This window comes from Agrobacterium pusense (genome assembly GCF_013285525.1).
Taxonomy (GTDB): domain Bacteria; phylum Pseudomonadota; class Alphaproteobacteria; order Rhizobiales; family Rhizobiaceae; genus Agrobacterium; species Agrobacterium pusense.
The window spans coordinates 1,683,708-1,709,636 of record NZ_CP053857.1; the positions used below are offsets into that span (position 1 = coordinate 1,683,708).

Consider the following 25,929-nt stretch of genomic DNA (forward strand, 5'->3'; position numbering starts at 1 on the left):
GGTTTATTTCCCGCCAGTGAGATTGCGAATGAGGCGCATGAAGATGCGCGCACCGATACCGATCAGTGCGTCCGGAAAGTCGTAGTCGGGGTTGTGCAGATTGGGATAGTCCCGCCCCGCGCCGAGAAAGAACATCGCCGACGACGAGACGCCACGGAAACGGCCGAAATCCTCGGAAGCGCGCATGGGCAGACCTTCGGAACCGTGGGAGATTTTCTCGTCGTCCAGCGCCTGCCGGATATGATCGACGGCGTCCGGGGCGTTTTCGCAATGCAGGAAAATATCGTCATACGTGATATCGAGCGCCAGCCCCTCTTCGTCTGCCACCCTTTTTGCGAGCGTCTCCGCGGCGTTGCACAGGTTTTCCATCCGGTCGTCGGTCAGCGTTCTGAGTGTCGCCCAGATTTCCGCGTCAGCCGGGGAAATGCCGAAGGCCGCTTCCCCCATGATCGCGTGGGTGATCGTCACCATCGAAAAATCCGGTGCCGGCGGAAAACCGGAACCGAGATCGCTCAGGGAGGGCATCAGCCTGGCAATCGCCCGCATGGGAGAAATGCCGTGTTCCGGTGAGGAGGCATGTGCCGTCTTGCCCGCTAACGTGATTTTGATGCCGCGCGATGCGCAATTGACCGGCCCTTCCACCACGCTGACATGGCCGAAGGGCAGGCCGGGGAGGTTGTGAAGTGAAAATGAATAGTCCGGTTTTATCTCCGCAAAGCGGGGATCGGCAATAACGGCGGCTGCGCCCGCACCGGTTTCTTCCGCCGGCTGAAAGAGAAGAATGACCCGTCCTGTCTCCGGCCGCTGGCGGGCAAGGCCAAGCGCCAGTGCCGTCAGAATGGTGGAGTGGCCGTCGTGACCGCACAGATGGCCTTTTCCATCGACGCTCGAACGATATTCAACTTCACCCTTTTCGTGGATAGGCAGCGCGTCGATTTCCGAGCGGATCAGAACCGAGGGGCCGCTTCTGCCGCTGTCATAGACAGCCGCCACGCCATGGCCGCCGAGGCCGGCAAGAAGCCGGTCAGGTGGTGCCTGCTCAAGAAAGGCATGGACGCGGCGGGCGGTTTCTTTCTCCTCTCCGGAAATTTCCGGATGGCGATGCAAATCGTGGCGAAGCTCGATGAGATCGAGCATGTCCTTATTTGTCAGAAACATCAAAATTCCCTGCAGGTCGGTCGGCGTTTTGCTGCCGCAACTTACAGATCATTGTCTTCAATGCAAAACCTTTGGCGGGTGCCAGCGCTTGCCCGCCGTCTTCGGTTTGACGGTGAGCGGGATGACATCGGCAGGGAGTGGGATCTTTGTTTTCGTCAGTTCCAGCCGCGCAAGCGCGGCCCGCGCCTTCTCCGCATATTCGAGATGTTGGGCCTCGTCCGAATGATAATGCTGCAATCTTTCAAGGATTTCGGCACCTTCCATCTTTCTTTCGGCGGCGATGAGAGCAACGGCGCATTTGTAGAGCGCTTCGCGGTGGAATGGCGCGCGATTGGTGACCTGGCGGAAGGCCTCGGATGCCTCGTGATAATGCTGTTGCGCCAGCCGTGCCTCACCGATGCGGAGCCAAAGCAGAACCGGGTCCTGGCCGCTGGCGAGAAGCGCCAGGAAGGCGATTTCCGCCTCCCGGAACTCGCCCCGATCAAGAAACAGGTTGGCCAGCCCGAATTGGGCACCGGAATGATCGGGCGCTGCGGCAAGCACCTGGCTGAAGGCGATGCTTGCGGCAGCCTTCCTGCCCGCCTTGTAAAATTTGAGTCCCTGTTCGTAGACAAATCGGATGCTGCGCGGGTGAAGTGTGCCGCCGAGATTATCACCCGAGCGGGTGCGAAACAGCGTGCAGCTCAGCTTCTGCTCCTCCGGCCCGAAAAAATATTTATAGGGCTCGTTGCCACGCAGGAAGTCGTAGGTCTTGAAACCCTGCTCGATTGCCCTCCGGATGCAGTGCCCGTGCAGCACGAGGCCGGGGGAAGGCGTCTTCCAGTTCTCGTCGCGGCCGGTGATGTAGAACATTACAGATTTTTTCCGGCGATCGATGATGTTGGCGAGTGCGCCAAGCGGCTGGTCGCCGAACCACAGCACAGGTACCTCTAGATCACCGCGAATATAGACATCCATCAGCATCTGACGGGTCGCGCCGATCAGGAGCTCGGTGCGTTCCTTGCCCTTGTGCGGCGCCCAGCGGATGCGCCAGAAATCGAAGAGGATGTCCATGTCCCGCTTGATGGTGTCTTTCGTTGCGAAGCTGATGCGATATTCGTCCCCGCCCTCGACCTTTCTCATGAAACGCCTGAGCTTTTGCCGGGTCTGGCTGCTCATGTGGCTTTCAAGATACCCGTCAAACGTGTCCGGCAGGGTCACCACCGGGCAGATGCAATTGTTGATGTTGTAGGGGTTGGTTGGCATATTGTCGCGGAACATGACGAGCGGGCCCTGAAGCGCCCTGATCATGGCATCGCGCCGTTCCGGCGGGCCTGAAAGATAATCGAGTTTCAGCTCGGTCCAGTTCTGTTGCCTTATATAGGCGCAGAAACCGGCGACGGCGTGATCTTCATAGTCCGGCAGGGTGATGAAACCAGTATAATCCGCGGCAGCATTGCCGGCCATGACGATGCTGTCGTGAAAGCGGCCGGTTTTCTTGTCCGGTTCGGTGACGATGCGCAACGGAAAAAACGCCACATAGGGCGAGCCTTCCGAACGTTCCCTCAGAGCCAGAACGAACCAGCGCCTGCGGCGCGGCATGTAATCGCGCAGCCAGCCCCAGGAGAGAAAATGCCGGGCATGGGGATCGGCCATGAACACCGATTCCCAGTTTTCCCGAACCGCCTCGAAGCCGGCGTCGGTGTCAATGATGTCGATGCGCATGTGTCCCCCTCCCAATACAGATCACACATTCGGGAGGTTTCATTTTATGGGCAAATGATCCGCTTCAAATATTCCCTTCGGGTGAAACCCCCGCATCAAATGGGATTAGCCCGCGAGCGGCCTTGCTTCGGCCACCGCGACAAAAAAGCCCTTGTCACCCGGCCGAAGCGCTCTAACATGCGTGTTGAATGCGAGGCCGGCTCAACGATCCGCATGGCACAGGAGTTCTCTATGGCTGTTCCTTACATGCTTCTGACCGGTGCCAGCCGGGGAATTGGGCATGCCACCGTCAAGCTGTTTCAGGAAAAGGGCTGGAGGATCCTGACCGTTTCGCGGCAGCCCTTTTCCGAGGAATGCCGCTGGCCCTCCGCACGCGAGAGTCATATCCAGGCTGATCTGGAAGACCTGTCGCGCGTAGAAGACCTGGCAGATGAGGTGCGTTCACGCCTCCCGGAAGGAAAGCTTGCGGCGCTTGTCAACAATGCCGGAATTTCGCCGAAGGGCGAAGGCGGAAGCCGCCTTGGTGTGATGGATACAACGGCCGATATCTGGACGCGGGTGCTCAATGTCAATCTCGTCTCAACAGCGCTGCTCGCCCGCGCGCTCCTGCCGGAGCTGGAGGCGGCGAAAGGCTCGATCGTCAATGTCACCTCCATCGTCGGTTCGCGGGTTCACCCCTTCGCCGGTGTTGCTTATGCCACGTCGAAGGCGGCACTCGCCGCACTGACGCGCGAACTGGCGCATGAATTTGGTCCGCGGGGCGTTCGAGCCAACGCGATTGCGCCTGGGGAAATCAATACTGCCATTCTGTCTCCGGGTACGGCCGAGCTGGTGGATGCCCAGGTTCCGCTCGGGCGGCTCGGCACCACGGCGGAGGTGGCGCAGACGATCCTTTTTCTCTGCTCGGAACAGTCCAGCTACATCAACGGCGCGGAAATCCACATCAATGGCGGACAGCACGTCTGACGCCTCAGCCAATCAACCGAAACGGAGCCATTATCGATGACCATCCTGCCGAATTCCGTCGAGGCACGCGATATCGCCTATCAGATGCATCCCAATGTCAATCTGCGCAAATTCGAAAAGACCGGTGGCCTGGTGATTGAAAGCGGCGAGGGCATCTATGTCACCGACAGCAGTGGCAAGCGATATATCGAGGCAATGGCGGGACTGTGGTCGGTGGCGCTCGGTTTTGGTGAACAGCGGCTGGTGGAAGCGGCGACAAAGCAGATGCAGAAGCTGCCCTATTACCACACCTTCTCCTACAAGACGCATGGCCCGTCCGTCGATCTCGCCGAACTGCTGATCGAGCTTTCGCCGGTGCCGATGTCGAAAGTTCATTTCACCTCCTCCGGCTCGGAAGCCAACGATCTGGTCGCCAAGATGGTCTGGTATCGTTCGAATGCGCTGGGCAAGAAGGAAAAGAAAAAGATCATAGGCCGCATCAAGGGTTATCATGGCGTGACCATTGCGTCGGCCTCGATCACCGGCTTGCCGCGCAACCATGAGAGTTTCGATCTGCCGCTGGACCGCATGCTGCATACGGCCTGCCCCTCCTATGTGCATTTCGGGAAGGAGGGCGAAAGTGAGGCGGATTTCACCGCGCGTATCCTCGGAGAGTTGGAGGATCTGATCCTTCGCGAAGGTCCCGAAACCATCGCCGCCTTCTGGGGCGAGCCGGTAATGGGCGCCGGTGGCGTTCTTTTGCCGCCGGAGGGCTATTGGGAAGGCGTACAGGCGATCCTGAAGAAATACGACATCCTGCTTGTGGTGGACGAGGTCATCTGCGGTTTTGGCCGCACGGGCAAGATGTTCGCCTGCGAGACCTACGGTATCAAGCCGGACGTGCTTGTGGTCTCAAAGCAGATTTCGTCGTCCTACATGCCGCTTTCGGCGATCATCATGAATGACAATTTCTACCAGCCTATCGCCGATGAGTCCGACCGTATCGGATCGTTCGGCCATGGCTACACCGCCTCCGGTCACCCGGTCGCAACGGCTGTAGGGCTGGAAAACCTGAAGATCATTCAGGAACGCGATCTGGTCGGCAATGTCGCGCGGCTCGAAGGCCGGTTCCTCGATCATCTGAAGGCACTTGCGGATCACCCGCTCATTCACTCCTCGCGCGGTATCGGCCTCATCGGCGCGCTGGAGGTGAAGCCATGGGAAGGCATGAAGCCGGGCGATACGACGTTTGCCCTTGCTGCCGCGATTGAGGAGGAGGGTGTCATAACCCGGCCAATCGGTGAATCCATCTGTTTCTGCCCGCCGCTGATTATTACCGCGGAGCAACTGGACGAGCTGTTTGCTGGTGTGAAGCGCGGTCTCGACAAGGTTGCGGCCGCCCGAGGCTGAAAATTTTGGCAATTGTGCCGGCCGGTTGATCCGGCCGACCTATCCCCGGTAGGCCACAAGTACCGCACCGCAGGAGATCAGCACGACGCCGAGCCAGTTGGGCAACGAAAGCCTTTCGCCCAAAAACAGCACTGCAAAGACGGCGACAAAGACGACACTGAGCTTGTCGATGGGTGCGACACGGGCGGCGTCGCCAATTTTCAGCGCCCGGAAATAGCATATCCAGGATGCGCCGGTTGCCAGACCGGAGAGCACGAGGAAGGCCCAGGTTTTCCCCGAGATGGTGGAAGGCTGCTGCCAGTTGCCGGTGATATAAACCATCAGGCCTGCGGCAGCGAGAATAACGATGGTTCGGATGAAAGTGGCGAAATCGGAATTGACGTTTTCGATTCCGATCTTGGCGAAAATGGCAGTCAGAGCCGCGAATGCGGCCGATAACAGGGCCCAGAACTGCCACGCCAGGAAAATGTTTCTCATATGGGCCACTCCATTCATCGCAACGGTTCTTGTTTGATCTGGCCTACAGCATCGCCCGTCCGATAAAAACTGTTTTCCGAGACCTGCTTGAACGACAAAGGCCGACACATCGAGGTGACGCGCCGGCCTTCATGCGAGGCCTGTCCGGACGAGGCCGGGCAGGCAGGACCTTGGGAGGTCGTATTACTCTGCCGGCTGCACCGAGGCCGGAAGCCGATCCACATCGGCGATGCCGGTGAATTCTTCCTTGCCGCTGAGCACGCGGGCAAGCTGATCCTGGTCCAGTTCGCCTTCCCAGCGGGCGACGACGATGGTGGCGACCGCATTGCCGACGAAGTTGGTGAGCGCGCGGCATTCCGACATGAAGCGGTCGATGCCGAGGATCAGCGCCATGCCGGCGACCGGAACCGAAGGCACGACGGAGAGCGTGGCCGCGAGCGTGATGAAGCCTGCACCGGTAATGCCGGCGGCACCCTTGGAGGAGAGCATGGCGACGAGCAGCAGCAGAATCTGTTCGCCGAAGGAGAGGTGAATGCCGGTCGCCTGCGCGATGAAGAGGGCTGCCAGCGTCATGTAGATGTTGGTGCCGTCAAGATTGAAGGAGTAACCGGTGGGAATGACAAGACCGACGACGGAGCGCTTGCAGCCGGCCTTTTCCATCTTGCTCATCAGGCCCGGCAGGGCGGCTTCGGAAGACGAGGTGCCGAGAACCAGCAGCAGTTCTTCCTTGATGTAGCGGATCAGCGCGACGATAGAGAAGCCGTTATAGCGGCAGACGGCACCGAGGACCACGAACACGAACAGGAAGGACGTGACGTAGAAGGTGCCGATCAGCATCGCAAGATTGGTGACGGACGAGATGCCGTATTTGCCGATGGTGAAGGCCATGGCGCCGAAAGCACCGATCGGGGCAGCCTTCATCAGGATCGCGACCAGCTTGAAAATCGGATACATCAGGGCGTGCATGAAATCGGTGACCGGCTTGCCCTTTTCGCCGACGACGCCGAGCGCGATACCGAAGAGCACCGAGAAGAACAGCACCTGCAGGATATCGCCGCTGGCGAACGCGCCGACGATGGTCGTCGGGATGATGTTCATCAGGAAGCCGGTAATGGTCTGCTCATGGGCCTTGTCGGCGTAGGTAGCGACGGCCTTGGCATCGAGCGTTGCCGGATCGATGTTCATGCCCGCGCCGGGCTGCACGGTGTTGGCGACGATGAGGCCGACGATAAGCGCGAGGGTGGAGAATACGAGGAAGTAGATCATGGCTTTGCCGGCCACGCGGCCAACCTTCTTCATGTCGTTCATGCCGGCAATGCCGGTTGCGACAGTGAGGAAGATGACGGGCGCGATGATCATCTTGACGAGGCGGATGAAGCCGTCGCCGAGCGGCTTCAGTTCTTCACCGAAGGCCGGATAGAAATGGCCGAGTGCGATACCGGCTATGATGGCCACCAGAACCTGAAAATACAGATGCTTGTAGAATGGCAATTTGGCGTGGCCCGCGGCCACGGCTGTCGTATCGATCATGTTTTTTCCTCCTCGGCCTCACCCTGCCTTGATTGGCCTCCCGGGATCGCCGTGTCGTTGACGGCTTCGCGCCGATTGAGGAGACATGTGCAATACGCATGCCAGACTTGATTATTTGCCGTAACTAACTGATTCAAAAAGTTCTTTTTTGGAAGGATAAAAGGCGCGACAGTTAACTGTGCGGAATTCCGGACAAAAACTCTTGCGGTCTGTGTGTAAATCCGCACAATTGGCCCATGAACCAGATAGAAAATTCACTCCATTCCCAGGCGAAGCGACGGGCGCAATGGCTGGCGCTCGCGGGGCTTTGGCTGCTTATCGGGTTTGGCATGCTGCTTGTCGCCGATGAATTTGCCCGCCATCAGGCCCTGCGTGCGGCGGGTTCCGAGGCCTCCACCGATGCGGAACTGAAGATCGCCCTTTTGAATGTTGCACTGGAGCGGCCGCGGGCCATTCCGCTGGTTCTTTCCGGCGATCCCGATCTTGCCGTCGCTCTCGATGGCGGCGGCGCTTCGGCTCTAGATCGGCTCAATCGAAAGCTTGAAGGGCTTATCGAAGGAACCCAGTCCTCTGTCATTTACGTGACCGGGCCGACCGGCCTGACCATCGCGTCGAGCAACTGGCGGCAGGCGGACAGCTTTGTCGGTTCCAACTACGCCTTCCGCGAGTATTTTCAGGCGGCGATGAAGACTGGCATGTCCGAACATTATGCGCTCGGCAATGTCAGTCGCCGGCCAGGTCTCTATATCTCCCGCCGGATCGATGCGGCTGACGGCCGGCCGCTTGGCGTCGTGATTGCCAAGGTCGAGTTCAACCGGCTGGAAGCGGACTGGAATATCGGAGGCAAGCCGGTCTATGTCGTCGACAGAAACGGTGTCGTGCTGATGACGAGCGTGCCGGAGTGGCGCTTCAAGACAGTCGCGGCCATCGACGAGGCGCGACGAAACACCATTTCCGAAAGCCTGCAATTCGGCAATGAGGCGCTGGCGACGCTGCCTTTCCGAACGGCTCGATCACTGGGCGACGGTGTTCCGCTCATCCACGTTGATGAGCCGGCGCGCGAACGCGGCGATTATCTTCGCCTGGAAATGCCGGTGCCGACGACATCCTGGACCCTGCATTATCTTCAGCCCGTCGCACCCGCTCTGAATGCCGCCATCCGCGAGGGCAGGGCGGTGGCGCTGGCGACGCTCATGCCGCTGATTGCGCTTTCGGCGCTGTGGCTTTGGCGCAGGCACAAGGCGCTGAAGGAAAAGGACGAAGAACAAAGGGCCCGCGCCGAGCTTGAACTGAAGGTACAGGAGAGAACCCGCGATCTGACGAAGACGCGCGATCATCTTCAGGCGGAAATCGCCCTGCACGAAAAGACCACCGGGGAGTTGCGCAATGTCCAGCATGAGCTGGTGCAGGCCAACCGCCTTTCCATTCTTGGGCAGGTGGCGGCTGGCGTGGCGCATGAGATAAACCAGCCAGTGGCGACAATCCGCGCCTTTGCCGATAATGCAACCAATCTGCTGAAGCGTGAACGTCTGGCTGAAGCCAGTGAAAATCTTGAGGACATTGCCGCCCTTACCGAGCGTATCGGCACGATTACCAGCGATCTGAAGATACTCGCGCGCAAGGGCCGAACCGGCGCTGAACCTGTCAGTGTTCGAACCGTCATCGAAGGTGCGGTGCTGCTGCTGCGCAGCCGTTTTTCCGGTCAGATGGACGCGCTGGATATTGTCTTGCCCGATCAGGATATGAAAGTGCTCGGCAGCCGCATCCGGCTGGAGCAAATCCTCATCAATCTTCTGCAAAACGCGCTGGAAGCGACTGAAGCGATTGATACGGCCCGGGTGGAGGTGCGTGTACGCGAAGAAGGCGACGCGGTTGTAATCTCGGTTGGCGACAATGGCGGGGGCATTCCGGAAGCCATCCGTGCCCAGCTTTTTTCACCCTTCAATACCTCCAAGGAAGGCGGTCTCGGCCTTGGCCTTGTCATCTCAAACGACATCGCTTCGGACTATGGCGGGCGCATTGAGGTGGCGAGTGGTGATGCAGGCACGTGTTTTTCCGTATATCTGAAGCGAGCATGACATGACGGTGGATGGTACTATATTTCTGGTCGATGACGACTCGCAGCTGCGCAAGGCGATGGTGCAGACGCTGGAGCTAGACGGGCTGCCGGTCACTTCCTTTTCCCGAGCCGAGCAGGCGCTTGCAGCTTTGAGTGAAGATTTCGACGGCGTCGTTATCACTGACGTGCGCATGCCCGGCATGACCGGGCTGGAATTTTTCGACCATGTCCGCAAGATCGATGCGGATCTGCCTGTCATCCTCATTACCGGCCATGGCGATGTACCCATGGCCGTCGATGCGCTCCACAACGGTGCCTATGACTTCATAGCCAAGCCGTTTCCCGCCGAACGGATGGTGGAGAGCGCCCGCAGAGCCCTCGAAAAACGCCGCCTCGTGCTGGAAAATCGCGCGCTTCGCCGGGCAGCCGGGCAGGCGGAGGACGACCTGCCGCTGATCGGGCAAACACCCGCCATGGAGCGCTTGCGCACGACGCTCAGGCATATTGCCGATACGGATGTCGATGTGCTGGTGGCCGGCGAAACGGGCAGCGGCAAGGAAGTGGTGGCAACGGCCCTTCATCGTTGGAGCAAGAAGCGCGCCAAGGGCAATTTCGTGGCGCTGAATTGTGGTGCGCTACCGGAAACGGTGATCGAGAGCGAGCTTTTCGGCCATGAGCCGGGAGCATTTACCGGGGCACAGAAAAAACGTGTCGGCCGCATCGAACATTCAAGTGGTGGCACGTTGTTCCTGGACGAGATCGAAAGCATGCCGCTTGCCGTGCAGGTCAAAATGCTGCGTGTGCTGGAAATGCGCGAGGTCTCGCCGCTTGGTTCAAACGAGGAGCGACCTGTCGATATCCGCGTGGTTGCGGCGGCCAAGGTTGACCTCGGCGATCCGGCCGAACGTGGCGCGTTTCGTGAGGACCTTTATTACCGGCTGAATGTCGTCACATTGTCGATACCGCCGCTTCGCGAACGCAGGGCGGATATTCCACTCCTGTTTTCCCACTTCGTCACCAAGGCAGCCAACCGCTTCAACATGCCGGTGCCGCAGATCGGCGCCACGGTTTCCCGTCGTCTCAACGATCATGATTGGCCTGGCAATGTCCGGGAACTCGGGCATTTTGCCGAGAGGGTAGTTCTGGGGCTTGAGACGGAATTGGCGGCCACATCTGTTCTGCAGTCGGAAATCCCGGCTTCCGGCACCTTGCCGGAGCGTATGGACGAGATCGAGGCGCGCATCATCCGCGAGACACTGGAGCAATCCAATGGCGACGTCGCGGAAACCATCGCCACGCTCGGTATCGCCCGCAAGACCTTTTACGACAAACTGCAACGCCACGGTATCAACCGGGCGGACTATGTGAAGAGCGGCGCGGCCTGAAACTGCGCAGAGGACGACTTATGGCGACAGCGCGAAGTCGTCCTGCTCCGACCCCCATTGAAAAGCCGCAGACTTTTCCGTCTGCGGCCTGGCAATAATCGGCAGCAATTGCGGCAAGGGCCGTCGTTCAGCCTGCTACGCAGAAATGACGCTGACCGTCATAATCCGTGTAGGTGCCGGTGCGGGAATTGAAGCTGCGGTAACGCTGCGAGCAATAATCGTACCAGGCGTTGGTCCACGGCTCGATGGTGCGATAGGTCTGGCGCTGACTATAGACTGGGCGGCTGTCGTAAACCGGCTGCGCGCGATAGACCGGCGCCGGGCGGTAAACCGGCTGCGGTGCTGGCCGGTAGTAACGATAGTCCGGCTCTTCATAGACATAGCTCGGCTCATAGGCCTGATAACGGCGCGGTGCCGGGTCGATATAGACCCGTTCCTCCTCCACCGGTGCCGGGCGGGAAAGGGCGGAACCAACGGCAACACCGGCGGCAAGGCCAAGCACACCTCCCAGAAGCGCCGCGTCGCGGCGGTCGTGGCGGTCCCAGTCGCCGGCGGATGCGCTGTTGAAGGGAGCGATGGTTGCGGCGGCGACGGCGATAGCCATAGCGGTTTTGGCTGCAAAGGACGACATGGTGTTTTTCCATCCAGGTGGCAGGGTGCTGCCAGTTGCAAATTCGATGGTTAAGGAAATACAGCCCGCCTGCTGAACGGTCGCTGAATGAATTGTGGCAGACCGGCTGTCGCCCACAATTCCCGTTTGCCTGCGTCCCACGCTTCGCGCTAAAACTCGGGAGCAAACAGGACGCGCCCATGAGCCTTGCCCACATAACCGTATCTCCCGATTCATCGCATGAGGATCGTGCCCAGGCCATTCGAGACACTTTGCGCGACGCCATTGTCGATCGCCGGCTGGCGCCGGGAACGAAATTGTCGGAATCGGAAGTGGGAACGTTGTTCGATGTCAGCCGCACGGTCGTGCGCGCGGCGCTGCAGATGCTTGCCTATGAGGGCCTCGTGAAGGCCGAGCGCAATCGGGGCGCTTTCGTTTCCAATCCGACGCCCGACGAGGCGCGGCAGGTATTTGCGTCCCGCCGGCTGATCGAGCCCGGCGTCGTTGACGCGGCAATCGAAAAAATCACGCCTGCGGCGGTAAAGAAGCTGCGGGAGCATCTGTTGGAGGAGAGCAGGCATCAGCAGGAACGCGGGCCGAGCGCACGGCGGGCCGAAATCAAGGCCTCGGGTGATTTTCACCTGGTGCTGGCGTCAATTGCCGGCAATGCCATCCTGGAAAAATTCATGGATGAACTGGTTGCGCGCTCATCGCTGGTCATCGCGCTCTATGGGCGCTCCGGCGTATCGAGCTGCGGTCATAACGAACATGCCGATCTTCTGGATGCGCTGGAGGCGAAGGATGCGGCAAGGGCCCGGGCGCTGATGCTGCAACATCTTAATCATATAGAGGCCGATCTCGACCTCCGTACCAAGGAAGGTCTAGCCCTCAGGGACGCTCTGGCGCTTTAGGATATCGGTGTATCGGCCCTCACACGCCGTGCGAGGGCGATATCAGCGGAAACCGGAGCGTGCCGGTCATGCCGCGTAGCGGCTGATTGCCAGATCGTGGGTGTCGATCTCGGGCGTCGCACCGCTGATCATGTCCGCAAGGACGCGGGCGGAGCCACAGGACATGGTCCAGCCGAGCGTGCCGTGGCCGGTGTTAAGGTAAAGGTTGCTGTAGCGGGTAGCGCCGATAACAGGCGTACCATCCGGCGTCATCGGGCGCAGGCCACACCAGAATTTTGCCTGCGACTGATCGCCCGCGCCACCGAACAGGTCTTCCACCGAATGGGCGAGCGTTGCCTGCCGCGCTGCGGGCAAGTCCTTGCTGAAGCCGGCGATTTCCGCCATTCCTCCAGCACGGATGCGCGAACCGAGCCGGGTGATCGCGACCTTGAACGTTTCATCCATCACCGTGGAGACGGGTGCCCGCTCCTCTTTCACAATCGGCACCGTGATGGAATAACCCTTCACCGGATAGACCGGCAGGGTCAGACCGAGCTGACGCAGGAACTGCGGAGAGTAGCTGCCAAGCGCGGCGACAAAAATATCCGCTTCCACAAGCCCGCGGGTGGTCTCCACCGCCTTGACGCGTCCTGCCTCAACGATGGGGCGCATGATCCCCGTGTCGTACAGGAAGGTAACGCCCGCTTCTTCCGCCATGCGGGCGAGCTCGGTGGTGAACATGTAGCAGTCACCGGTCTCGTCGCCAGGCAGGCGCAGCCCGCCGACGATCTTTTCCTTCGATGGCGAGAGGCCGGGTTCCACGGCGGCGCAGCCGTCTCGGTCGAGAATTTCGAAAGGCACGCCGCCCGCCGTCAGCACGTCCACGTCCTTGCCGATGGCGTCAAACTGCTTTTGTGTGCGGAATACCTCCAGCGTGCCCTGCATGCGCTGGTCATACTGGATGCCTGTCTCTTCCCGCAGTGCCATCAGGCAGTCGCGGCTATATTCCGCGACGCGCACCATGCGGCTCTTGTTGATGGCATAACGCGCCGAGGTGCAGTTGCGCAGCATCTGGCTCATCCAGCGCCAGGCCGCCGGATCGACCGTCGGGCGAATGATCAGCGGTGCATGTTTCATGAACAGCCATTTCATGGCCTTGACCGGAATGCCCGGCGCGGCCCAGGGCGAAGAATAGCCGGGGGAAACCTCACCCGCATTGGCAAAGCTGGTCTCGAGCGCTGCAGCCGGCTGCCGGTCGATCACCGTCACCTTGTGCCCGGCTTTGGCCAGATACCAGGCGGATGTCACGCCGACGACGCCGGCTCCGAGGATAGTGACGTTCATGATCGTCTCACTTGTGATTGACTGATGTTGATACAAAGGCCGGGGTTTCGTCCGGCTGAATATAGGTACGGCGATAACGACGGCCGAGGCCGGTCAGGATTTCGTAGGCGATCGTGCCCGCATCGTCCGCGATGTCTTCAAGCGTTTGCTCGGGGCCGATCATCTGCACGAAACTTCCTTGGGTCAATGTTCCCTCGGGCAGGGCGGATATGTCCAGAATGATGCTGTCCATCGAAAGGCGCCCCGCAATCGGCAGGCGCACACCATCATACCATGCCGCGCCGCGATTGCTGAGCGAGCGCGGCAGGCCGTCCGCATAACCGGCGGCGATGGTCGCCAGACGCGTGGAGCCGGACGCTTCGAAGGAACCGCCGTAACCAACCAGCGCACCGGCGGAAACGGTGCGGGTCTGGATGACGGCGAGATCGAGGCGAACGACCGGCTTCATCGGGTTCGGGCGGTCGACAGAGGGTGCGCCGCCGTAAAGCGCGATGCCGGGGCGCAGCAGGTGGTTGTGGTACTCACGACCTAGAAAAATACCTCCGGAGTTGGAAAAACAGACCGGGACATCAGGAAACGCAATCGTGGCCTGCCGCATCGCCGACAGCTGTGCCGCATTGCAGGCGTGGTCCGGTTCGTCGGCGCAGGCGAGGTGGCTCATGACGAAGGCGATGTCGATACCATCGAACAGTTGCGGCTGGGAGGTGAGGGTTTCCAACTCTTCGGGGGAAAGGCCGAGGCGGCACATCCCGGTATCGATCTGCACGGCGGCTGCAAGTTTCCTGCCGAGCGTCTTGGCATGGACCGCCCATTGGGCGATCTGCTCCAGCGAATTGAGAACCGGTGTGATCGCCATGGCGGCGCAGGAGGTCTCATTGCCGGGTTGAAGGCCGTTGAGGACGAAGATCCGCGCCTGGGCGGGAAGACGCAGCCGGAGCGCCAGCGCCTCGTCAATATGAGCGACGAAGAAATGACGACACCCCGCATCGAACAGGGTTTGCGAGACCATATCCGCACCGAGGCCATATGCATCGGCCTTGACGACCGCCGCCGCTTGGGATGCGGGCGCCATCGCCGCAAGTGCCAGATAATTGTCGCGCAATGCGCCGAGATCGATGGTCAGATGGCCGCTTGCACCACCCGCTGCCTGCTGGCGGCTGATCTGCATGTCCATGGTCGTTCACCCTCATTTTATCCTATGAGAGTATTGCAACGATTATCGAATTTCTTGGCAATTATTCGAAGGAAATGCGATAGAATTGGCAATCGCGCAATTTTCTTTTGCTGATTGGAATTTTCTATGTCTTCACTCGATGCGACCGACCGCCATATCATACGGCTGCTTCGGCTCAACGCCCGCATCAGCAACGCAAAGCTTGCTGCAGAGGTCGGGCTTTCGCCATCCGCGTGCTTGCGTCGCGTCGATATTCTCGAACGGGAAGGGATCATCCGCGGTTACACGGCGCTTACCAGCGGCCTCGCCGGCGGTGAGGTGATTTCGGTCATCGTGCAGATCACGCTCGACCGGCAGACGGAGGATTTTCTCAACCGTTTCGAAAATGCGGTGCGGCGATATCCGGAAATCCGCGAATGTTATCTCATGACCGGCGGTTCGGATTATTTCCTGCGTTGCGAGGCAGAAAGTGCGGGGGATTTCGAGCGCATTCACAAGGAGATACTCTCGAAGCTGCCGGGGGTCTCGCGTATTCATTCGAGTTTCGCGATCCGGAATGTGCTGGCGACGCCGAAGGCGAGGTAGCATCGAGTGTGGGGCTTCACCCCCACCACCGATAAAAATGATGCACCGGCCCCCGCCCATGTCCAACGGCAAGGCTCCGCCCAGCATCAAGCGCCCCATTCAAATAATCCTTCGCCAGCTCCACGGCCTCCAGCAACTCGCTTCCCCTCGCAAGATGAGCCGTGATCGCCGCCGCCAGCGTGCAGCCGGTGCCGTGATCGTTCTTCGTCTCTACGCGTGCAGCGGAAAGCGCCTGCATGGTGCCATCTGCAAACAGATAATCCGTGCTCTCAGGCCCCGCACCATGTCCGCCCTTGATGAGCACCGCTTTCGCGCCCGCTTTCAGGATCGCCGCGGCCTGATGATTGATGTCCGTTTCCGTCTCCGCTATCGGCGTGCCGGTCAAAAGCGCCGCTTCCGGCAGGTTCGGCGTAACGACGGTCGCGATTGGCAGAAGCTCGCGCCGCAATGTCTCGATGGCGTCCTCTTGCAGCAAACGGTCGCCTGACGTCGCCACCATGACTGGATCCAGCACCACGGGCTGCGATTGCCGCCGGAGCCGTTCCGCTATGGCTGCAATGGTTTCGATACGGGAAACCATGCCGATCTTCACCGCATTGACGGTGAGATCGGAAAACACCGCATCCATCTGCGCGATGATGGTGGTCACCGAAATATCCTCGACCGCAGTTACGCCTCTGGTGTTCTGTGCGGTGATGGCGGTGATGACGCTGGCGCCATAGGCGCCGAGCGCAGAGAATGTCTTGAGGTCGGCCTGTATGCCCGCACCGCCGCCGCTGTCGGATCCGGCAATGGTCAACGCAATTGATGTCATGGCTGTCTCGCTTTCAGGGTGGCATCGATTGCGGAACGGAACTCCTTGGTCGCGCTGGCAATATCTGCCGCGCGGAAGATGGCGGAAATCACCGCGACTCCATCCGCACCGGCGGCAATGACAGGGGGGACGCGGGAAAGATCGATGCCGGCGATGGCGCCCACCGGCATGTCCGGCCGCCATTCCCTCAGCAGGCCGCGGAGTGTCGAAAATCCATCGATACCCACAGGCTTATCCGGGTTGACCTTTGAAACAGTGTCGAACACACCGCCGATGCAGGCGTAATCGGCGGGCATGGAGGCTGCCCGCTCGGCATCGGCGCGGTTCTTGACCGTGAGGCCGATGATCGCCTTTTCGCCAAGAATGCGCCGAGCGGTTCTGGCGTCCATATCGTCGGCGCCAAGATGCACTCCATCTGCGCCCGAGGCGAGCGCAACATCCACCCGGTCATTGATGACAAGCGGCACGCCGGTGCCGGCGATGGCCTCGTGGATGGCGCGGGCGTTTTCGATCATCTCCCGTGTCGAGCCGTGCTTGTCGCGATATTGCAGGATGGTCGCGCCATTAAGTGCAGCCGCCAGAGCAAGCTCGGAGAGAGGCGCAACATCGCCGAGGCTCGCATCCACAAGCGCGTTGAGGCGGTAATCAACCTTGTTCATTCTCGATCCTCGCATGATTGATGATATCCTCGCCGGTAATCGCCGAAAGCGCGTCCAGGAATGCCGGTTCGAACGTGCCGGGACCTCTGGCACAGGACGCGGCCAGTTCGGCGGAGACGCCGGTGACGGCAAGGGCGGACGCCGCCGCTGCCAAAGCATCCTGTTCCACCGCCATGAAAGCAGCGATGACGCCCCCCGAGAGGCAGCCCGTACCCGTTACCTTAGCCATCCAGGGATGACCGTTTACGATCCTGACGCGTCGCGTCGCGTCGCTCAGGTGATCGACCGGCCCGGTTTCGATCCTGATTGCATCTGGCACCTCGCCGATCAGTCTCATTTCTGTACGGTTGCCACGCACGATCGCGGGAGAGAGAGTGATCAGCTCACGCGCGAAGGCCAGCCGGGATGGAGAATAGTCACAATGCACGGGGTCGACGATCCAGGGCTTGCCTGAGGCGTTGGCGATCTCCACTGCCAGCAGGATAACCTTGCGCCGTTCCGCATCCAGCGTGCCGAGATTGATGGTCAGCGCATCCGCCTTGGTAACGAAGCTTTCGATTTCCTCCAGCGACGTGCTCATGGAGGGAATGCCGCCAACAACGGTAATCCCGTCGGCGGTGAATTTTTGCACCACGGTATTCATAAGGCAATGTACGCGCGGACGCGCCTGCCTGACTTTTTCAAGGATTTCGGCGGCCTGCGTGGTCGTGGGGAAGGGGATGGTCATGGCTGCTGTAGCTCCACGGCGATTTCGTCCGCCGCCGGCGCCTGCTTGATGAGCTGCATTTCCTGCATGAAGGCGCCAAAACGCGCATAGCGGGCGCGGTCGAGTGCGGCAGGGCGCTTGGCAAAACGCGGCAATGTGTCGAAGAAAGCCTGCTTGTTCAGTGCGTCATCGAGATTGGGATAGGCCTTGATGAAAAGCTGCCAGGATTCCTGCGGGTGATTGGTGATGAAAATAGCGGCCTGTTCCACGGCGGAGAGGAAACGCGGCAGGCGGCTGTCTGTTGCGAGATCGCGATGGGTGACGAAGATCAGCTCGTCATAGGCCGGAACACCATGTTCCTCGGGAAAGAAGGATCGGCCTTCGTGGCCCTCGAGCTTCATCTGCGTCAGTTCAAAATTGCGGAAACCGCCGAGGGTGGCGTCCACCTTGCCGGCGATGAGCGATGGCGACAGGGAGAAATTAACGTTGATGAGTTCCACATCGTCTTTCGTCAGACCGTCCTTTTCCAGCATGCGCTTCAGCATGGCATCCTCGAAGCCGGATACGGAAAAACCGACTTTCCTGCCCTTCAGGTCCTTCAGGCTTTTGATCGGTCCGTCAGCCAGCACGGTGACGGTGTTTAGCGGCGTTTCGACCAGTGTGCCGAAACGGACGAGCGGCAGGCCGGCATCGTGGTCGAGATAGAGGTTGGGCTGGTAGTGCACGCCGATATCGGCCTGTTTTGCCGAAACGAGGCGCGGAACGGCGGAAGGATCTGCCGGCGGAACAAGTTCAACTTCAAGACCCGCATCCGCAAAAAGGCCCCGCTCTTTCGCAATGACCATCGGCGCATGGTCGGGATTCACGAACCATTCCAGCAATACCGTAAGCCTGTCGGCCGCCTGTGACTGAACCGGGGCAAATATGCTTGCCGCCGCGACGACGAAAGAAAGAAGAGTTCGCTTCATGATGCTGAAAGTCTCCGTAAATACCCGAAAGGAATGGTGTGTTCTGTTTCCCTGGCCCAGGGCGCCAGATGGGCGGTGGCGCGATCCACCGCCAGTCGCAGCAGCACCGCCATGATGGCGAGTATCGCCATGGCGGCGAACATCGTGTCGGTCTGCATGCGGGCGTTTGACTGGATCATCACGAATCCAAGCCCTGCCGATGCGCCAACCCATTCGCCAATGACAGCGCCCAGCGGTGCGAGGGGTGCGGCCACCCGCAGCCCGGAGATAAGCGAAGGCAGTGCCAGTGGCACGCGCAGCCGGGTGAGAACCTGCCAGTGGCTTGCCTGCGTCAGCGAGGCGGCATCGAGAATGGCGCGATCCGTCCGGTTGAGGCCATCGGTGAAGGAGGAGGCCACGGGAAAGAAGATGATGATCGCTGTCATCACCGCTTTCGAGGCCATGCCGAAGCCGAACCAGAGGACGAGGATGGGCGCCAGCACGAAAACCGGGAAGGCCTGCAAAACCAGAACCATCGGCCAGACGAGGAGACCGAGACGGGGGATTGCCGCGATGGAGAAAGCCACGAGAATACCGACCAGGACGCCGGCCGTCAGTCCAACGGCCATTTCGAGAAATGTAACCATGGCCTGCCCCAACAGGAAACCGGGCTGGCGCAGGAAGGCCGCGGCGACATCGGCCGGCGCCGGCAGGATATAACGGGGTGGCGAGAACAGCCATGTGCCTGCCTGCCAGAGAACAAGCAGGAGACCGACACCGTTCAACGCATGGGCGGCGCGCATGAGCCGAACCTCAGACGCAGACGCACCGGGTGCGACGGACAAAAACTTTCAGCATCATCATTCGGTCTCCACACGTGACAATCGCGGAGATCAGGACAAAGCGGAGAAGAGAAAGGGCAGCGCCTCAAAGGCGCGACAGTTTCCGTTCCTACGCCGGCATGATCCGGATCAGGTTCAAGGGTCCGGCTCAACGCCATCTCAGCACCGTCTGGTGCTCCCCTCGGAATGGGTCGGAAACTGTCGTTTTTTTAGCTGGCTGTCAACGGCTCAGATGGTGCGGAGCTGTTCAAACAGGGTGACGTTGCCACTATCGGCGCGGTAGAAAACCGCGGGCCGGCCGAGTGGTGCTTCCACGGTAACCTCGTTTCCACCGCGATGATGCACGCCGCTCCACAGATGTACCCACTGGCCATCGCCCGGAAGATAGAGGGTGCGTTGCGTTTCTCCCGCTTTCCAGACAGGGGCCACCAGCATGTCGGGGCCATAGAGATAGCTGTCCTGAATGGCGTAAGTCTGCCGGTCATTCTCGTAATGCAGGAAAAGCGGGCGTTGTACCGGAAGCCCCGTTCTGGCCGCTACGGCGGACAGCGATTTCAGATAGGGGGCAAGCGCGACATAGACTGTCGTCATGCGGGCGAAATGGGCAAGAACCTCTTCATCCTGATCGATCTGCAGATTGTCACGCGGGCGATTGCCTTCATGGGTGCGCATCACAGGGGTAAACGCCGCCATTTCGGTCCAGCGCATGATGAGTTCCGCGGTGCGGACATTGCCGAACAGGCTGGTGTAACCGCCGATGTCGGAATGGTGATAGGCATTACCCATGAGGCCGGATGAAAGCGCGCCGCAAATGACGGTGATAAGTCCATCATGACGGGAGAAGTCGACCGACTGGTCACCGCCCCAGATGAGGGGGCAATGGGCCTGCACTCCGGTGAAGCCTGCGCGCATGAAGAACAGCGTTTCGCCGGTCTTGTCGCGACTTTCGACGGCTTTTGCATTGACCTCGGCCCACAGGGTGGGCCATGCATTGTGCATCAGCTTTGCGTCGACACCGTTGAAGAGCGTTATATCGATCGGCAGATATTCGCCGAAATCAGCCATCCACCCGGAAAGGCCGAAATCCAGCATGTTCTTGCCGATGATTTCTTCGGCAAACCAGTCGGCGGCCGCCGGGTTGGTGAAATCGACCACGCCGCAATCGAATTCGCCGAAATCCACCAGCGCCGTTTTGCCCTCGGCGTCGGTGGCGAAATAACCGGCTGCTTCAGCAACCGGGAACAGCGGGCCGTCAACGCAGAGATAGGGGTTCACGTACCCCAGAAAACGGATACCCTGATCGGCAAGCTCGGCGATCTTCTGGCGCAGATGCGGATAACGGGTTTCGTTCGCCTGCCAGTCCCAGAACAGGCGAGCGCCGAAGGATGTCTGGCGAAGCCCCACCCAGTCCTCACACCACAGGCCCGACACCTGCGTTCCGGCTGCGCGGATTTTCTCCAGCCGCGCAAACGAATTGACGCCATCTTTTAATCCAATGATCGCGCCATTATAGATCCATTCCGGCAATTGCGGCTGCCGTCCAAACCGTAGGGACAGCGCGGAGACGATGTCGGTGAAACTGTCGCCGGCGAAAAATTCGATCTTCTCAGGGATGGCCCAGATTTCGATCTCGTGGAAATCGCCATTGCGGAAATCGAAGACCGAATAGGCGCTCGTTTCCACATGCAGCGCGTATCTACGCGACGAGAGATAGGTCGGCTGCGGATAGTTGGTGTTGTAATAATCACCGCCTGCCTTGCCGTTGACGTCAGACTTGAAGGTGATTTCGGTGGTCTTGTCTCGGCCAACGCCGGGCTCGGAGGTCCAGAGTGGGAAGCGCCTTCCGCGCATGTCGAAATAGGACATCTGCTCGCCGCCGCCCCAGACATGCTCGTCCGTTTCCGCAAAGACGCGCAGCCAGAGACGGTTTATGGTCTTGTCCAGCGCCGTCAGCAGGATGGCATTCCCTTCGAGTGTCAGGCGAAGGCGAGGGGCCTGTCCCGGTGCGGAGGAAAGCGTGACGCTGTCGCCGCTCATCTCGGCGTGGCGCAAGGCGGTTCGTTCGATGACGTAGTCTTCGATATCGAAATTGCCGCGATACATATCCATCCGCTCCTTGCCGAAACCGGCGAATAAGGCCGGCTCGTCGGGCGAATGGGAAAGGATGGTGCGGTTGCCGATCGCAAGCGTAAATCCATCGTGGGTCTTTTCGAAATGCATGACTTAACCTTTTAGCCCTTGAGACCGCCGGCGGTGAGGCCAGAGACAACCCGTTCCTGGAAGATGACGATGAGGATCGCGACCGGCACGATGCCGACCACCAACGCTGCCGAAATGACCGGCCAGGGGAAAGCGAACTCTCCCTGATAAAGCTGGATGCCAACGGGCAGGGTGCGCAGCGCAGGGTTGGAGTTGAAGGAGAGCGCCAGCAGGAATTCGTCCCAGGCATTCACGAAGGCGAGAATACCGGCGGTGAAAACACCAGGCGCGCAAAGCGGCACGACGACCTTGAACAGCGCCCCGATGCGGGTGCAGCCATCGATCATGGCGGCGTTTTCGAGATCGCGCGGAATACTTTCGAAGAAGGAGACCAGCATCAAGGTGCAGACCGGCAGCGACAGCACCGTGTAGGGCAGGATCAGCGCCGTCCAGCTGTTGAGCAGATTGAGCGCCCGCATGATTTCGAACAGCGGCACAAGCAGCGTCACCAGCGGAAAGGTGGAAACGGCGATGATGAGCGACAGGATAAGCGCCCGGTATTTAAGGTTCAGCCGCGCCAGCGCGTAAGCCGCCAACACCGAAATCAGGATGGTCAGTGCCGTGGAAAGCAGCGCCACCATGAAGCTGTTGAACAGGAAGAGGTGCAGCGGCTGATCCGAAAAGGCCTGCATGTAGTTCGCAAGTGTCGGCGCGTGCGGAAACCAGGTGATCGGCTTGACAGTCAGCTCCGCCTCGGTTTTCAGCGAGGTGAAGAGGATCCAGATAGCCGGGAAAAGGCCGTTTACCAGAAGAATGGAGGACGCGATGAAGCGCAGCGGCTTGCCAGAAAAGAAGGAGGACAGACCGGAGGAGGTGGCAACGGTGCTCATGGGATCAGTCCTTCGTCCTGATGATACGGAGGTAAACGGCGGTGACGCACATGGAAAGCGCAAACATCATGACCGCTAAGGCCGAACCGTAACCGAGATCGAGGAAGGAGACGGTGTTCTGGTGGATATACATGGCAAGCGTCGTGGTGGATGTGCCGGGGCCGCCGCCGGTCATCATGTATGGAATATCAAAGGTCTGTAGCGCCGTGATCGTGCGGAAGATGAGGGCGACGATAATCGATGGCTTCAGAAGCGGCAGGGTGATTTCGAAGAACTGCCTGATCCTGCCAGCGCCATCCACATCCGCTGCCTCGTAAAGCGAGCGCGGGATGGTCTGCAACCCGGCGAGGATCATGAGCGCCATGAAGGAAGAGGTCTTCCAGATGATCGTCAGGCAGATGGCGGCAAAGGCCCAGTTCGGTGAGTTGAACCAGATGATGCCTTCGAAGCCCATCCGGTTCAGCACGTCATTGACCACGCCATATTCATAATGGAAGAACCACGCGAAGATGAGACCTGCAAAGGAGAGCGGCAGCGCCCAGGGGATGAGAAGGGAAAGCCGCATTGGCCACTGCATGGAGAAAGGCAGATTGGCGAGCAATGCGAGGCCAAGGCCCATGAATAGTGCGCCGGGCACGGTGATCAGCGTTATCAGCACCGTATTCCAGGTCGTTTCCCAGAAAATCGGATCGTCGAACATCGCCGTGTAGTTTTCAAAGCCGATGAATTCCGCCGGCAGGCCCGAGGTCAGCGACAGGCTGAAGAAGCTCGTATAAACGAGCCGCGCCACCGGATAAACGATGATGAGCGAAAGCAGGATCGCCGCTGGCGCGAGCAGCAGCACGGCCAGCGACCGGTCGCCGAGATCGAGCCACCGCGTCCAGCGCGGCTGCGGTTTCTCGTCCACCCGAACCATGGTTCTTTCCGGCATTGTCACGTCTGCCACTCCCGCAACTGGATTCACGTCATCGTCTCCCGGTCGGACCGGTTTATGTCCGGCCCGTTTCGCGCCCTTGAGGCGCCTTTCATCCTGTCAGTCGAAACGGCCGGAAGGGGCGCGGTGCACACGCCGCCTTCCGGCCCGAAGCTTATCGCAGAACGCGCCGCAGACGGCTTTCCATCTGCTTTGCGCCATCCTCCGGCGTCATGACGCCGGCGAGCACACCGTTGACCGTGGTGCGAATGGTCTCGCTGACCTCGTTGTAGCGCGGCGTCACCGGACGGGCCTTTGCTGTTTCGACGACCGGCAGGGCATCCGCGAACCACGGGATTGCCTTGGTCACGTCGGCATCCTTGTAGAGAGCGGCGTAGGTGGGCAGGAGCGCTGCGTTGATGGCCATGAACTTCGATACATCCTGACTGGAGAGATATTCGACAAGCTTCTTGGCTTCATCCTGCTGCTTGGAATAGGCTGACACGCCGAATTCCCAGCCGCCGAGGCAGGTCGTCTGCTCACCACCTTTGACGGCGGGAAGGCGGGCGACGCCGACCTTGTCGTTCACCTGCGATTCCTTGCCCTGGAAATGGGTCCAGGCATAGGACCAGTTGACGGCAAAGAGGACCTTGCCGGCCTGGAATTCCTTGCGGGTGTCGTCGGTCGCCACCTCCGAAATGTTCTTCTTGGAAATGCCTTCGTCGACAAAACTCTTCCAGAGCTTCAGCGAATCCACCGCCGCCTTGTTGTCGAAGTTCAGCTTGCCGTTTTCAACCAGCGACTTGCCTTCGCTCCAGTAGGGCAGGAGGAAGGTGCAGACCGCGCCTTCGATCGCCTTGCCCTGGAAGGACAGGCCCTGAAGCTCCGGGTTCTTTTCGCTTTCCATGACCTTCTTGGACGCTTCCTTCAGCTCGTCCCAGGTGGTTGGCGGCTTGATGCCGTATTTATCCAGCAGGTCCTTGCGGTAATAGAGGAACATGGAGTCGGCGAAGGCTGGCAACGCCACGATCTTGCCATCCACCGTATTGGCTTCGGCATAGGTCGGCAGATAGGCGGACATGTCCTTGCCGGCAAAATCGCTGGTCCAGCCGGCTGTTGCAAATTGCGCGGGACGGATGACGTCGAGCATCAATACGTCGAGGCTCGAATCCTTGGCCGACATCACGGTGTTGAGATATTGCGCCTGCATTTCCGAGGTGTTGCCGCCGGTCTCGATGACCACCTTCACGCCCGGCGTCTTCGCCTCATATTGATCGAGCGCCTTGCGCCAGACATCCGGCTGATGCTGGCTGGAAACGAAGATCTTCAGCTCGGCATCGGCAAAGGCCTGACCTGAAAAAGCGAGCACGGTTGCGCAGAGCGCAGCACCGATCAGGGCTTTGCCCCGGATAGTTTTGAATGTCATGTGTTCCTCCCGTTATTAATCCTTGGCCGTGGCATTTTGCCCGGCAATCAGTGGATCGAGCGCTCCGTTGTTGCGTCGAAAAGATGGACCTTGGACGGATCGACGCCGATCCGCAGTTCCTCATTCGGCGTCGGCCGAAGCTGCGGCGGCATCCGTGCGGTCAGCACCGCATCACCAAGGCTGAAATGGACGAGCGTGTCCGAGCCCAGCGGTTCCACAACCTGCACCTTCACGGCAAGCTGGCTGCCGAAGCCTTCGGCGGGGCCGAAATGTTCCGGGCGGATGCCAACGATGACGTCGCGTCCTTCCAGCCCCGTTTCGCGTGATGGCCGGATAGCCGCCATCGGCAGGGAATTGCCGTCGGAAAATGTCAGCCGGTCACCATTGACCCTGGCGCGGGCAAAATTCATCGCGGGCGCACCGACGAAACCGCCGACGAACACGCTTTCCGGGCGGTTATAAACCTCATCCGGCGTGCCGACCTGTTCGATATCGCCGCCGCGCAGGATGACGATGCGGTCCGCCAGCGTCATCGCCTCCACCTGGTCATGGGTGACATAGATGATGGTGGTGCCGAGCTGCTGGTGCAGGCGCTTGATTTCCGTGCGTACCTGTCCGCGGAGTTTAGCGTCGAGGTTGGACAGCGGCTCATCGAACAGAAATACCTGCGGGCGGCGCACGATGGCGCGCCCCATGGCAACACGCTGGCGCTGGCCGCCGGAAAGCTGTCCAGGCCGCCGATCGAGAAGATGCTCGATGCCTAGCATCTTTGCCGCCTCATCGATGCTGGCATTGGCCTGCGAGGCGCTGACGCCACGCACCTTCAGGCTGAAGCCCATGTTTTCGCGCACCGTCTTGTGCGGATAAAGCGCATAGTCCTGAAACACCATGGCGATGTCGCGCTCGCGCGGCGGCAGCCGGTTGACGACACGGTCGCCGATCTTCACCTCGCCGCCTGTAATGCTCTCCAGCCCTGCGACCATGCGCAACGTCGTTGATTTGCCGCAGCCGGAAGGGCCGACAAATACGACGAATTCGCCATCGTTGATTTCAAGGTCGATGCCCTTGACGATGCGAAGCGCACCGTAACTCTTGTCCAGCTTGCGCAGGCTGACTGAAGCCATATTTTCCTCCTCACGACCGGCACGCCCGAAATTTCAATGGACGCAATAGCCGGTATCAACCTTCAAGTTCCCCGTATCGCATCTTCGAAAATCGAGCCCGATTGTCTGGCGATAACGTGGGGTGGCAAAACGCCTGTC

At 60.0% G+C, this 25,929-nt stretch carries 23 protein-coding genes and 1 riboswitch; of the genes, 6 read left to right on the forward strand and 17 right to left on the reverse strand.

The genetic code is table 11. The features are described from left to right. Positions 1-3: 3 nt before the first annotated feature. Both HQN82_RS21300 and HQN82_RS21305 read right to left on the reverse strand, forming a co-directional pair. A complete protein-coding gene (locus tag HQN82_RS21300) occupies positions 4-1,158 on the reverse strand; it encodes an amidohydrolase (RefSeq protein WP_107340085.1) in 1,155 nt (384 codons plus the stop codon). Positions 1,159-1,215: 57 nt separating this feature from the next. Continuing rightward, the gene (locus tag HQN82_RS21305; RefSeq protein ID WP_173615855.1) at positions 1,216-2,862 is read right to left on the reverse strand and encodes a GNAT family N-acetyltransferase; all 1,647 of its coding nucleotides are present in this window, start codon (positions 2,860-2,862) and stop codon (positions 1,216-1,218) included. 231 nt (positions 2,863-3,093) lie between these two features. Here HQN82_RS21305 and HQN82_RS21310 point away from each other — a divergent pair, with 231 nt between their 5' ends. After that, positions 3,094-3,828 carry an SDR family NAD(P)-dependent oxidoreductase gene (locus tag HQN82_RS21310; RefSeq protein ID WP_004438662.1) on the forward strand — a complete coding sequence of 245 codons (735 nt, stop codon included), beginning with the start codon at positions 3,094-3,096 and terminating at the stop codon, positions 3,826-3,828. A 36-nt stretch (positions 3,829-3,864) separates the two neighbouring features. Next, on the forward strand, positions 3,865-5,217 hold the full coding sequence (locus tag HQN82_RS21315; protein WP_173615856.1) for an aspartate aminotransferase family protein: 1,353 nt from the start codon (positions 3,865-3,867) through the stop codon (positions 5,215-5,217). A 39-nt stretch (positions 5,218-5,256) separates the two neighbouring features. Here the strand turns inward: HQN82_RS21315 and HQN82_RS21320 are convergent, their stop codons facing one another. Together HQN82_RS21320 and HQN82_RS21325 are read right to left on the reverse strand one after the other, a co-directional pair. Continuing rightward, entirely contained in the window at positions 5,257-5,694 is a 438-nt protein-coding gene (locus HQN82_RS21320) for an EamA family transporter (protein ID WP_173615857.1), read from the reverse strand. A 183-nt stretch (positions 5,695-5,877) separates the two neighbouring features. After that, a complete protein-coding gene (locus HQN82_RS21325; protein ID WP_173615858.1) occupies positions 5,878-7,224 on the reverse strand; it encodes a dicarboxylate/amino acid:cation symporter in 1,347 nt (448 codons plus the stop codon). Positions 7,225-7,460: 236 nt separating this feature from the next. Between HQN82_RS21325 and HQN82_RS21330 the strand changes: the two genes are divergently transcribed. Together HQN82_RS21330 and HQN82_RS21335 are read left to right on the forward strand one after the other, a co-directional pair. Then, positions 7,461-9,302, forward strand: coding sequence for a sensor histidine kinase (locus HQN82_RS21330; RefSeq protein WP_173615859.1), 1,842 nt, complete (start codon positions 7,461-7,463; stop codon positions 9,300-9,302). Position 9,303: 1 nt separating this feature from the next. Beyond that, positions 9,304-10,668, forward strand: coding sequence for a sigma-54-dependent transcriptional regulator (locus HQN82_RS21335; RefSeq protein WP_173615860.1), 1,365 nt, complete (start codon positions 9,304-9,306; stop codon positions 10,666-10,668). A gap of 127 nt (positions 10,669-10,795) precedes the next feature. Here the strand turns inward: HQN82_RS21335 and HQN82_RS21340 are convergent, their stop codons facing one another. Further along, positions 10,796-11,299 carry a BA14K family protein gene (locus HQN82_RS21340; protein WP_006698554.1) on the reverse strand — a complete coding sequence of 168 codons (504 nt, stop codon included), beginning with the start codon at positions 11,297-11,299 and terminating at the stop codon, positions 10,796-10,798. A 179-nt stretch (positions 11,300-11,478) separates the two neighbouring features. Here HQN82_RS21340 and HQN82_RS21345 point away from each other — a divergent pair, with 179 nt between their 5' ends. Continuing rightward, on the forward strand, positions 11,479-12,189 hold the full coding sequence (locus tag HQN82_RS21345) for a GntR family transcriptional regulator (RefSeq protein WP_173615861.1): 711 nt from the start codon (positions 11,479-11,481) through the stop codon (positions 12,187-12,189). 66 nt (positions 12,190-12,255) lie between these two features. Here the strand turns inward: HQN82_RS21345 and HQN82_RS21350 are convergent, their stop codons facing one another. Together HQN82_RS21350 and alr are read right to left on the reverse strand one after the other, a co-directional pair. After that, positions 12,256-13,512 (reverse strand): D-amino acid dehydrogenase, encoded by a 1,257-nt coding sequence (locus HQN82_RS21350; protein ID WP_006698552.1) that lies wholly within the window; start codon positions 13,510-13,512, stop codon positions 12,256-12,258. 7 nt (positions 13,513-13,519) lie between these two features. After that, the gene (gene alr / locus HQN82_RS21355; RefSeq protein ID WP_173615862.1) at positions 13,520-14,686 is read right to left on the reverse strand and encodes an alanine racemase; all 1,167 of its coding nucleotides are present in this window, start codon (positions 14,684-14,686) and stop codon (positions 13,520-13,522) included. 126 nt (positions 14,687-14,812) lie between these two features. On the opposite strand from alr, the gene HQN82_RS21360 reads away from it, so the two are divergent. Then, positions 14,813-15,271 carry an Lrp/AsnC family transcriptional regulator gene (locus tag HQN82_RS21360; protein ID WP_004438693.1) on the forward strand — a complete coding sequence of 153 codons (459 nt, stop codon included), beginning with the start codon at positions 14,813-14,815 and terminating at the stop codon, positions 15,269-15,271. A gap of 16 nt (positions 15,272-15,287) precedes the next feature. On the opposite strand, the gene thiD is transcribed toward HQN82_RS21360, so the two are convergent. The 10 genes from thiD to HQN82_RS21410 all read right to left on the reverse strand — a co-directional run bounded on the left by thiD (position 15,288) and on the right by HQN82_RS21410 (position 25,791). Beyond that, positions 15,288-16,085, reverse strand: a complete 798-nt coding sequence (thiD, locus tag HQN82_RS21365; RefSeq protein WP_173615863.1) for a bifunctional hydroxymethylpyrimidine kinase/phosphomethylpyrimidine kinase — start codon at positions 16,083-16,085, stop codon at positions 15,288-15,290. Continuing rightward, positions 16,082-16,744 carry a thiamine phosphate synthase gene (gene thiE / locus HQN82_RS21370; RefSeq protein ID WP_173615864.1) on the reverse strand — a complete coding sequence of 221 codons (663 nt, stop codon included), beginning with the start codon at positions 16,742-16,744 and terminating at the stop codon, positions 16,082-16,084. The genes thiD and thiE overlap by 4 nt, the downstream gene beginning before the upstream one ends. Beyond that, on the reverse strand, positions 16,731-17,471 hold the full coding sequence (locus tag HQN82_RS21375; protein WP_173615865.1) for a hydroxyethylthiazole kinase: 741 nt from the start codon (positions 17,469-17,471) through the stop codon (positions 16,731-16,733). The genes thiE and HQN82_RS21375 overlap by 14 nt, the downstream gene beginning before the upstream one ends. Continuing rightward, positions 17,468-18,418 carry an ABC transporter substrate-binding protein gene (locus tag HQN82_RS21380; protein ID WP_064263047.1) on the reverse strand — a complete coding sequence of 317 codons (951 nt, stop codon included), beginning with the start codon at positions 18,416-18,418 and terminating at the stop codon, positions 17,468-17,470. The genes HQN82_RS21375 and HQN82_RS21380 overlap by 4 nt, the downstream gene beginning before the upstream one ends. Then, on the reverse strand, positions 18,415-19,200 hold the full coding sequence (locus HQN82_RS21385; RefSeq protein WP_173615866.1) for an ABC transporter permease: 786 nt from the start codon (positions 19,198-19,200) through the stop codon (positions 18,415-18,417). The genes HQN82_RS21380 and HQN82_RS21385 overlap by 4 nt, the downstream gene beginning before the upstream one ends. A 128-nt stretch (positions 19,201-19,328) precedes the next feature. After that, a riboswitch (TPP riboswitch) is annotated at positions 19,329-19,431 on the reverse strand. 36 nt (positions 19,432-19,467) lie between these two features. Next, positions 19,468-21,459: an alpha-glucosidase gene (locus tag HQN82_RS21390; protein WP_173615867.1), complete on the reverse strand. Its 1,992-nt coding sequence runs from the start codon at positions 21,457-21,459 to the stop codon at positions 19,468-19,470. Positions 21,460-21,470: 11 nt separating this feature from the next. Further along, the gene (locus HQN82_RS21395; RefSeq protein ID WP_173615868.1) at positions 21,471-22,328 is read right to left on the reverse strand and encodes a carbohydrate ABC transporter permease; all 858 of its coding nucleotides are present in this window, start codon (positions 22,326-22,328) and stop codon (positions 21,471-21,473) included. A gap of 4 nt (positions 22,329-22,332) precedes the next feature. Further along, the gene (locus HQN82_RS21400; protein ID WP_173616039.1) at positions 22,333-23,244 is read right to left on the reverse strand and encodes a carbohydrate ABC transporter permease; all 912 of its coding nucleotides are present in this window, start codon (positions 23,242-23,244) and stop codon (positions 22,333-22,335) included. A 172-nt stretch (positions 23,245-23,416) separates the two neighbouring features. Next, complete coding sequence (locus tag HQN82_RS21405; protein ID WP_173615869.1) at positions 23,417-24,667, reverse strand: ABC transporter substrate-binding protein; 1,251 nt, start codon at positions 24,665-24,667, stop codon at positions 23,417-23,419. Positions 24,668-24,714: 47 nt separating this feature from the next. Further along, on the reverse strand, positions 24,715-25,791 hold the full coding sequence (locus HQN82_RS21410; protein WP_173615870.1) for an ABC transporter ATP-binding protein: 1,077 nt from the start codon (positions 25,789-25,791) through the stop codon (positions 24,715-24,717). Between the last annotated feature and the right edge of the window lie 138 nt (positions 25,792-25,929).

Bases quoted from the DNA above. Each gene is read 5' to 3' on its own strand.
- HQN82_RS21375 (WP_173615865.1), bottom strand. From the start codon at position 17,471: ATGACCATCCCCTTCCCCACGACCACGCAGGCCGCCGAAATCCTTGAA.
- HQN82_RS21405 (WP_173615869.1), bottom strand. From the start codon at position 24,667: ATGACATTCAAAACTATCCGGGGCAAAGCCCTGATCGGTGCTGCGCTC.
- HQN82_RS21335 (WP_173615860.1), top strand. From the start codon at position 9,304: ATGACGGTGGATGGTACTATATTTCTGGTCGATGACGACTCGCAGCTG.
- HQN82_RS21380 (WP_064263047.1), bottom strand. From the start codon at position 18,418: ATGAAGCGAACTCTTCTTTCTTTCGTCGTCGCGGCGGCAAGCATATTT.
- HQN82_RS21315 (WP_173615856.1), top strand. From the start codon at position 3,865: ATGACCATCCTGCCGAATTCCGTCGAGGCACGCGATATCGCCTATCAG.
- alr (WP_173615862.1), bottom strand. From the start codon at position 14,686: ATGGACATGCAGATCAGCCGCCAGCAGGCAGCGGGTGGTGCAAGCGGC.
- HQN82_RS21325 (WP_173615858.1), bottom strand. From the start codon at position 7,224: ATGATCGATACGACAGCCGTGGCCGCGGGCCACGCCAAATTGCCATTC.
- HQN82_RS21410 (WP_173615870.1), bottom strand. From the start codon at position 25,791: ATGGCTTCAGTCAGCCTGCGCAAGCTGGACAAGAGTTACGGTGCGCTT.
- HQN82_RS21350 (WP_006698552.1), bottom strand. From the start codon at position 13,512: ATGAACGTCACTATCCTCGGAGCCGGCGTCGTCGGCGTGACATCCGCC.
- HQN82_RS21360 (WP_004438693.1), top strand. From the start codon at position 14,813: ATGTCTTCACTCGATGCGACCGACCGCCATATCATACGGCTGCTTCGG.
- HQN82_RS21320 (WP_173615857.1), bottom strand. From the start codon at position 5,694: ATGAGAAACATTTTCCTGGCGTGGCAGTTCTGGGCCCTGTTATCGGCC.
- HQN82_RS21330 (WP_173615859.1), top strand. From the start codon at position 7,461: ATGAACCAGATAGAAAATTCACTCCATTCCCAGGCGAAGCGACGGGCG.
- HQN82_RS21305 (WP_173615855.1), bottom strand. From the start codon at position 2,862: ATGCGCATCGACATCATTGACACCGACGCCGGCTTCGAGGCGGTTCGG.
- HQN82_RS21385 (WP_173615866.1), bottom strand. From the start codon at position 19,200: ATGCGCGCCGCCCATGCGTTGAACGGTGTCGGTCTCCTGCTTGTTCTC.
- HQN82_RS21300 (WP_107340085.1), bottom strand. From the start codon at position 1,158: ATGTTTCTGACAAATAAGGACATGCTCGATCTCATCGAGCTTCGCCAC.
- thiE (WP_173615864.1), bottom strand. From the start codon at position 16,744: ATGAACAAGGTTGATTACCGCCTCAACGCGCTTGTGGATGCGAGCCTC.
- HQN82_RS21345 (WP_173615861.1), top strand. From the start codon at position 11,479: ATGAGCCTTGCCCACATAACCGTATCTCCCGATTCATCGCATGAGGAT.
- thiD (WP_173615863.1), bottom strand. From the start codon at position 16,085: ATGACATCAATTGCGTTGACCATTGCCGGATCCGACAGCGGCGGCGGT.
- HQN82_RS21340 (WP_006698554.1), bottom strand. From the start codon at position 11,299: ATGTCGTCCTTTGCAGCCAAAACCGCTATGGCTATCGCCGTCGCCGCC.
- HQN82_RS21400 (WP_173616039.1), bottom strand. From the start codon at position 23,244: ATGGTTCGGGTGGACGAGAAACCGCAGCCGCGCTGGACGCGGTGGCTC.
- HQN82_RS21310 (WP_004438662.1), top strand. From the start codon at position 3,094: ATGGCTGTTCCTTACATGCTTCTGACCGGTGCCAGCCGGGGAATTGGG.
- HQN82_RS21395 (WP_173615868.1), bottom strand. From the start codon at position 22,328: ATGAGCACCGTTGCCACCTCCTCCGGTCTGTCCTCCTTCTTTTCTGGC.
- HQN82_RS21390 (WP_173615867.1), bottom strand. From the start codon at position 21,459: ATGCATTTCGAAAAGACCCACGATGGATTTACGCTTGCGATCGGCAAC.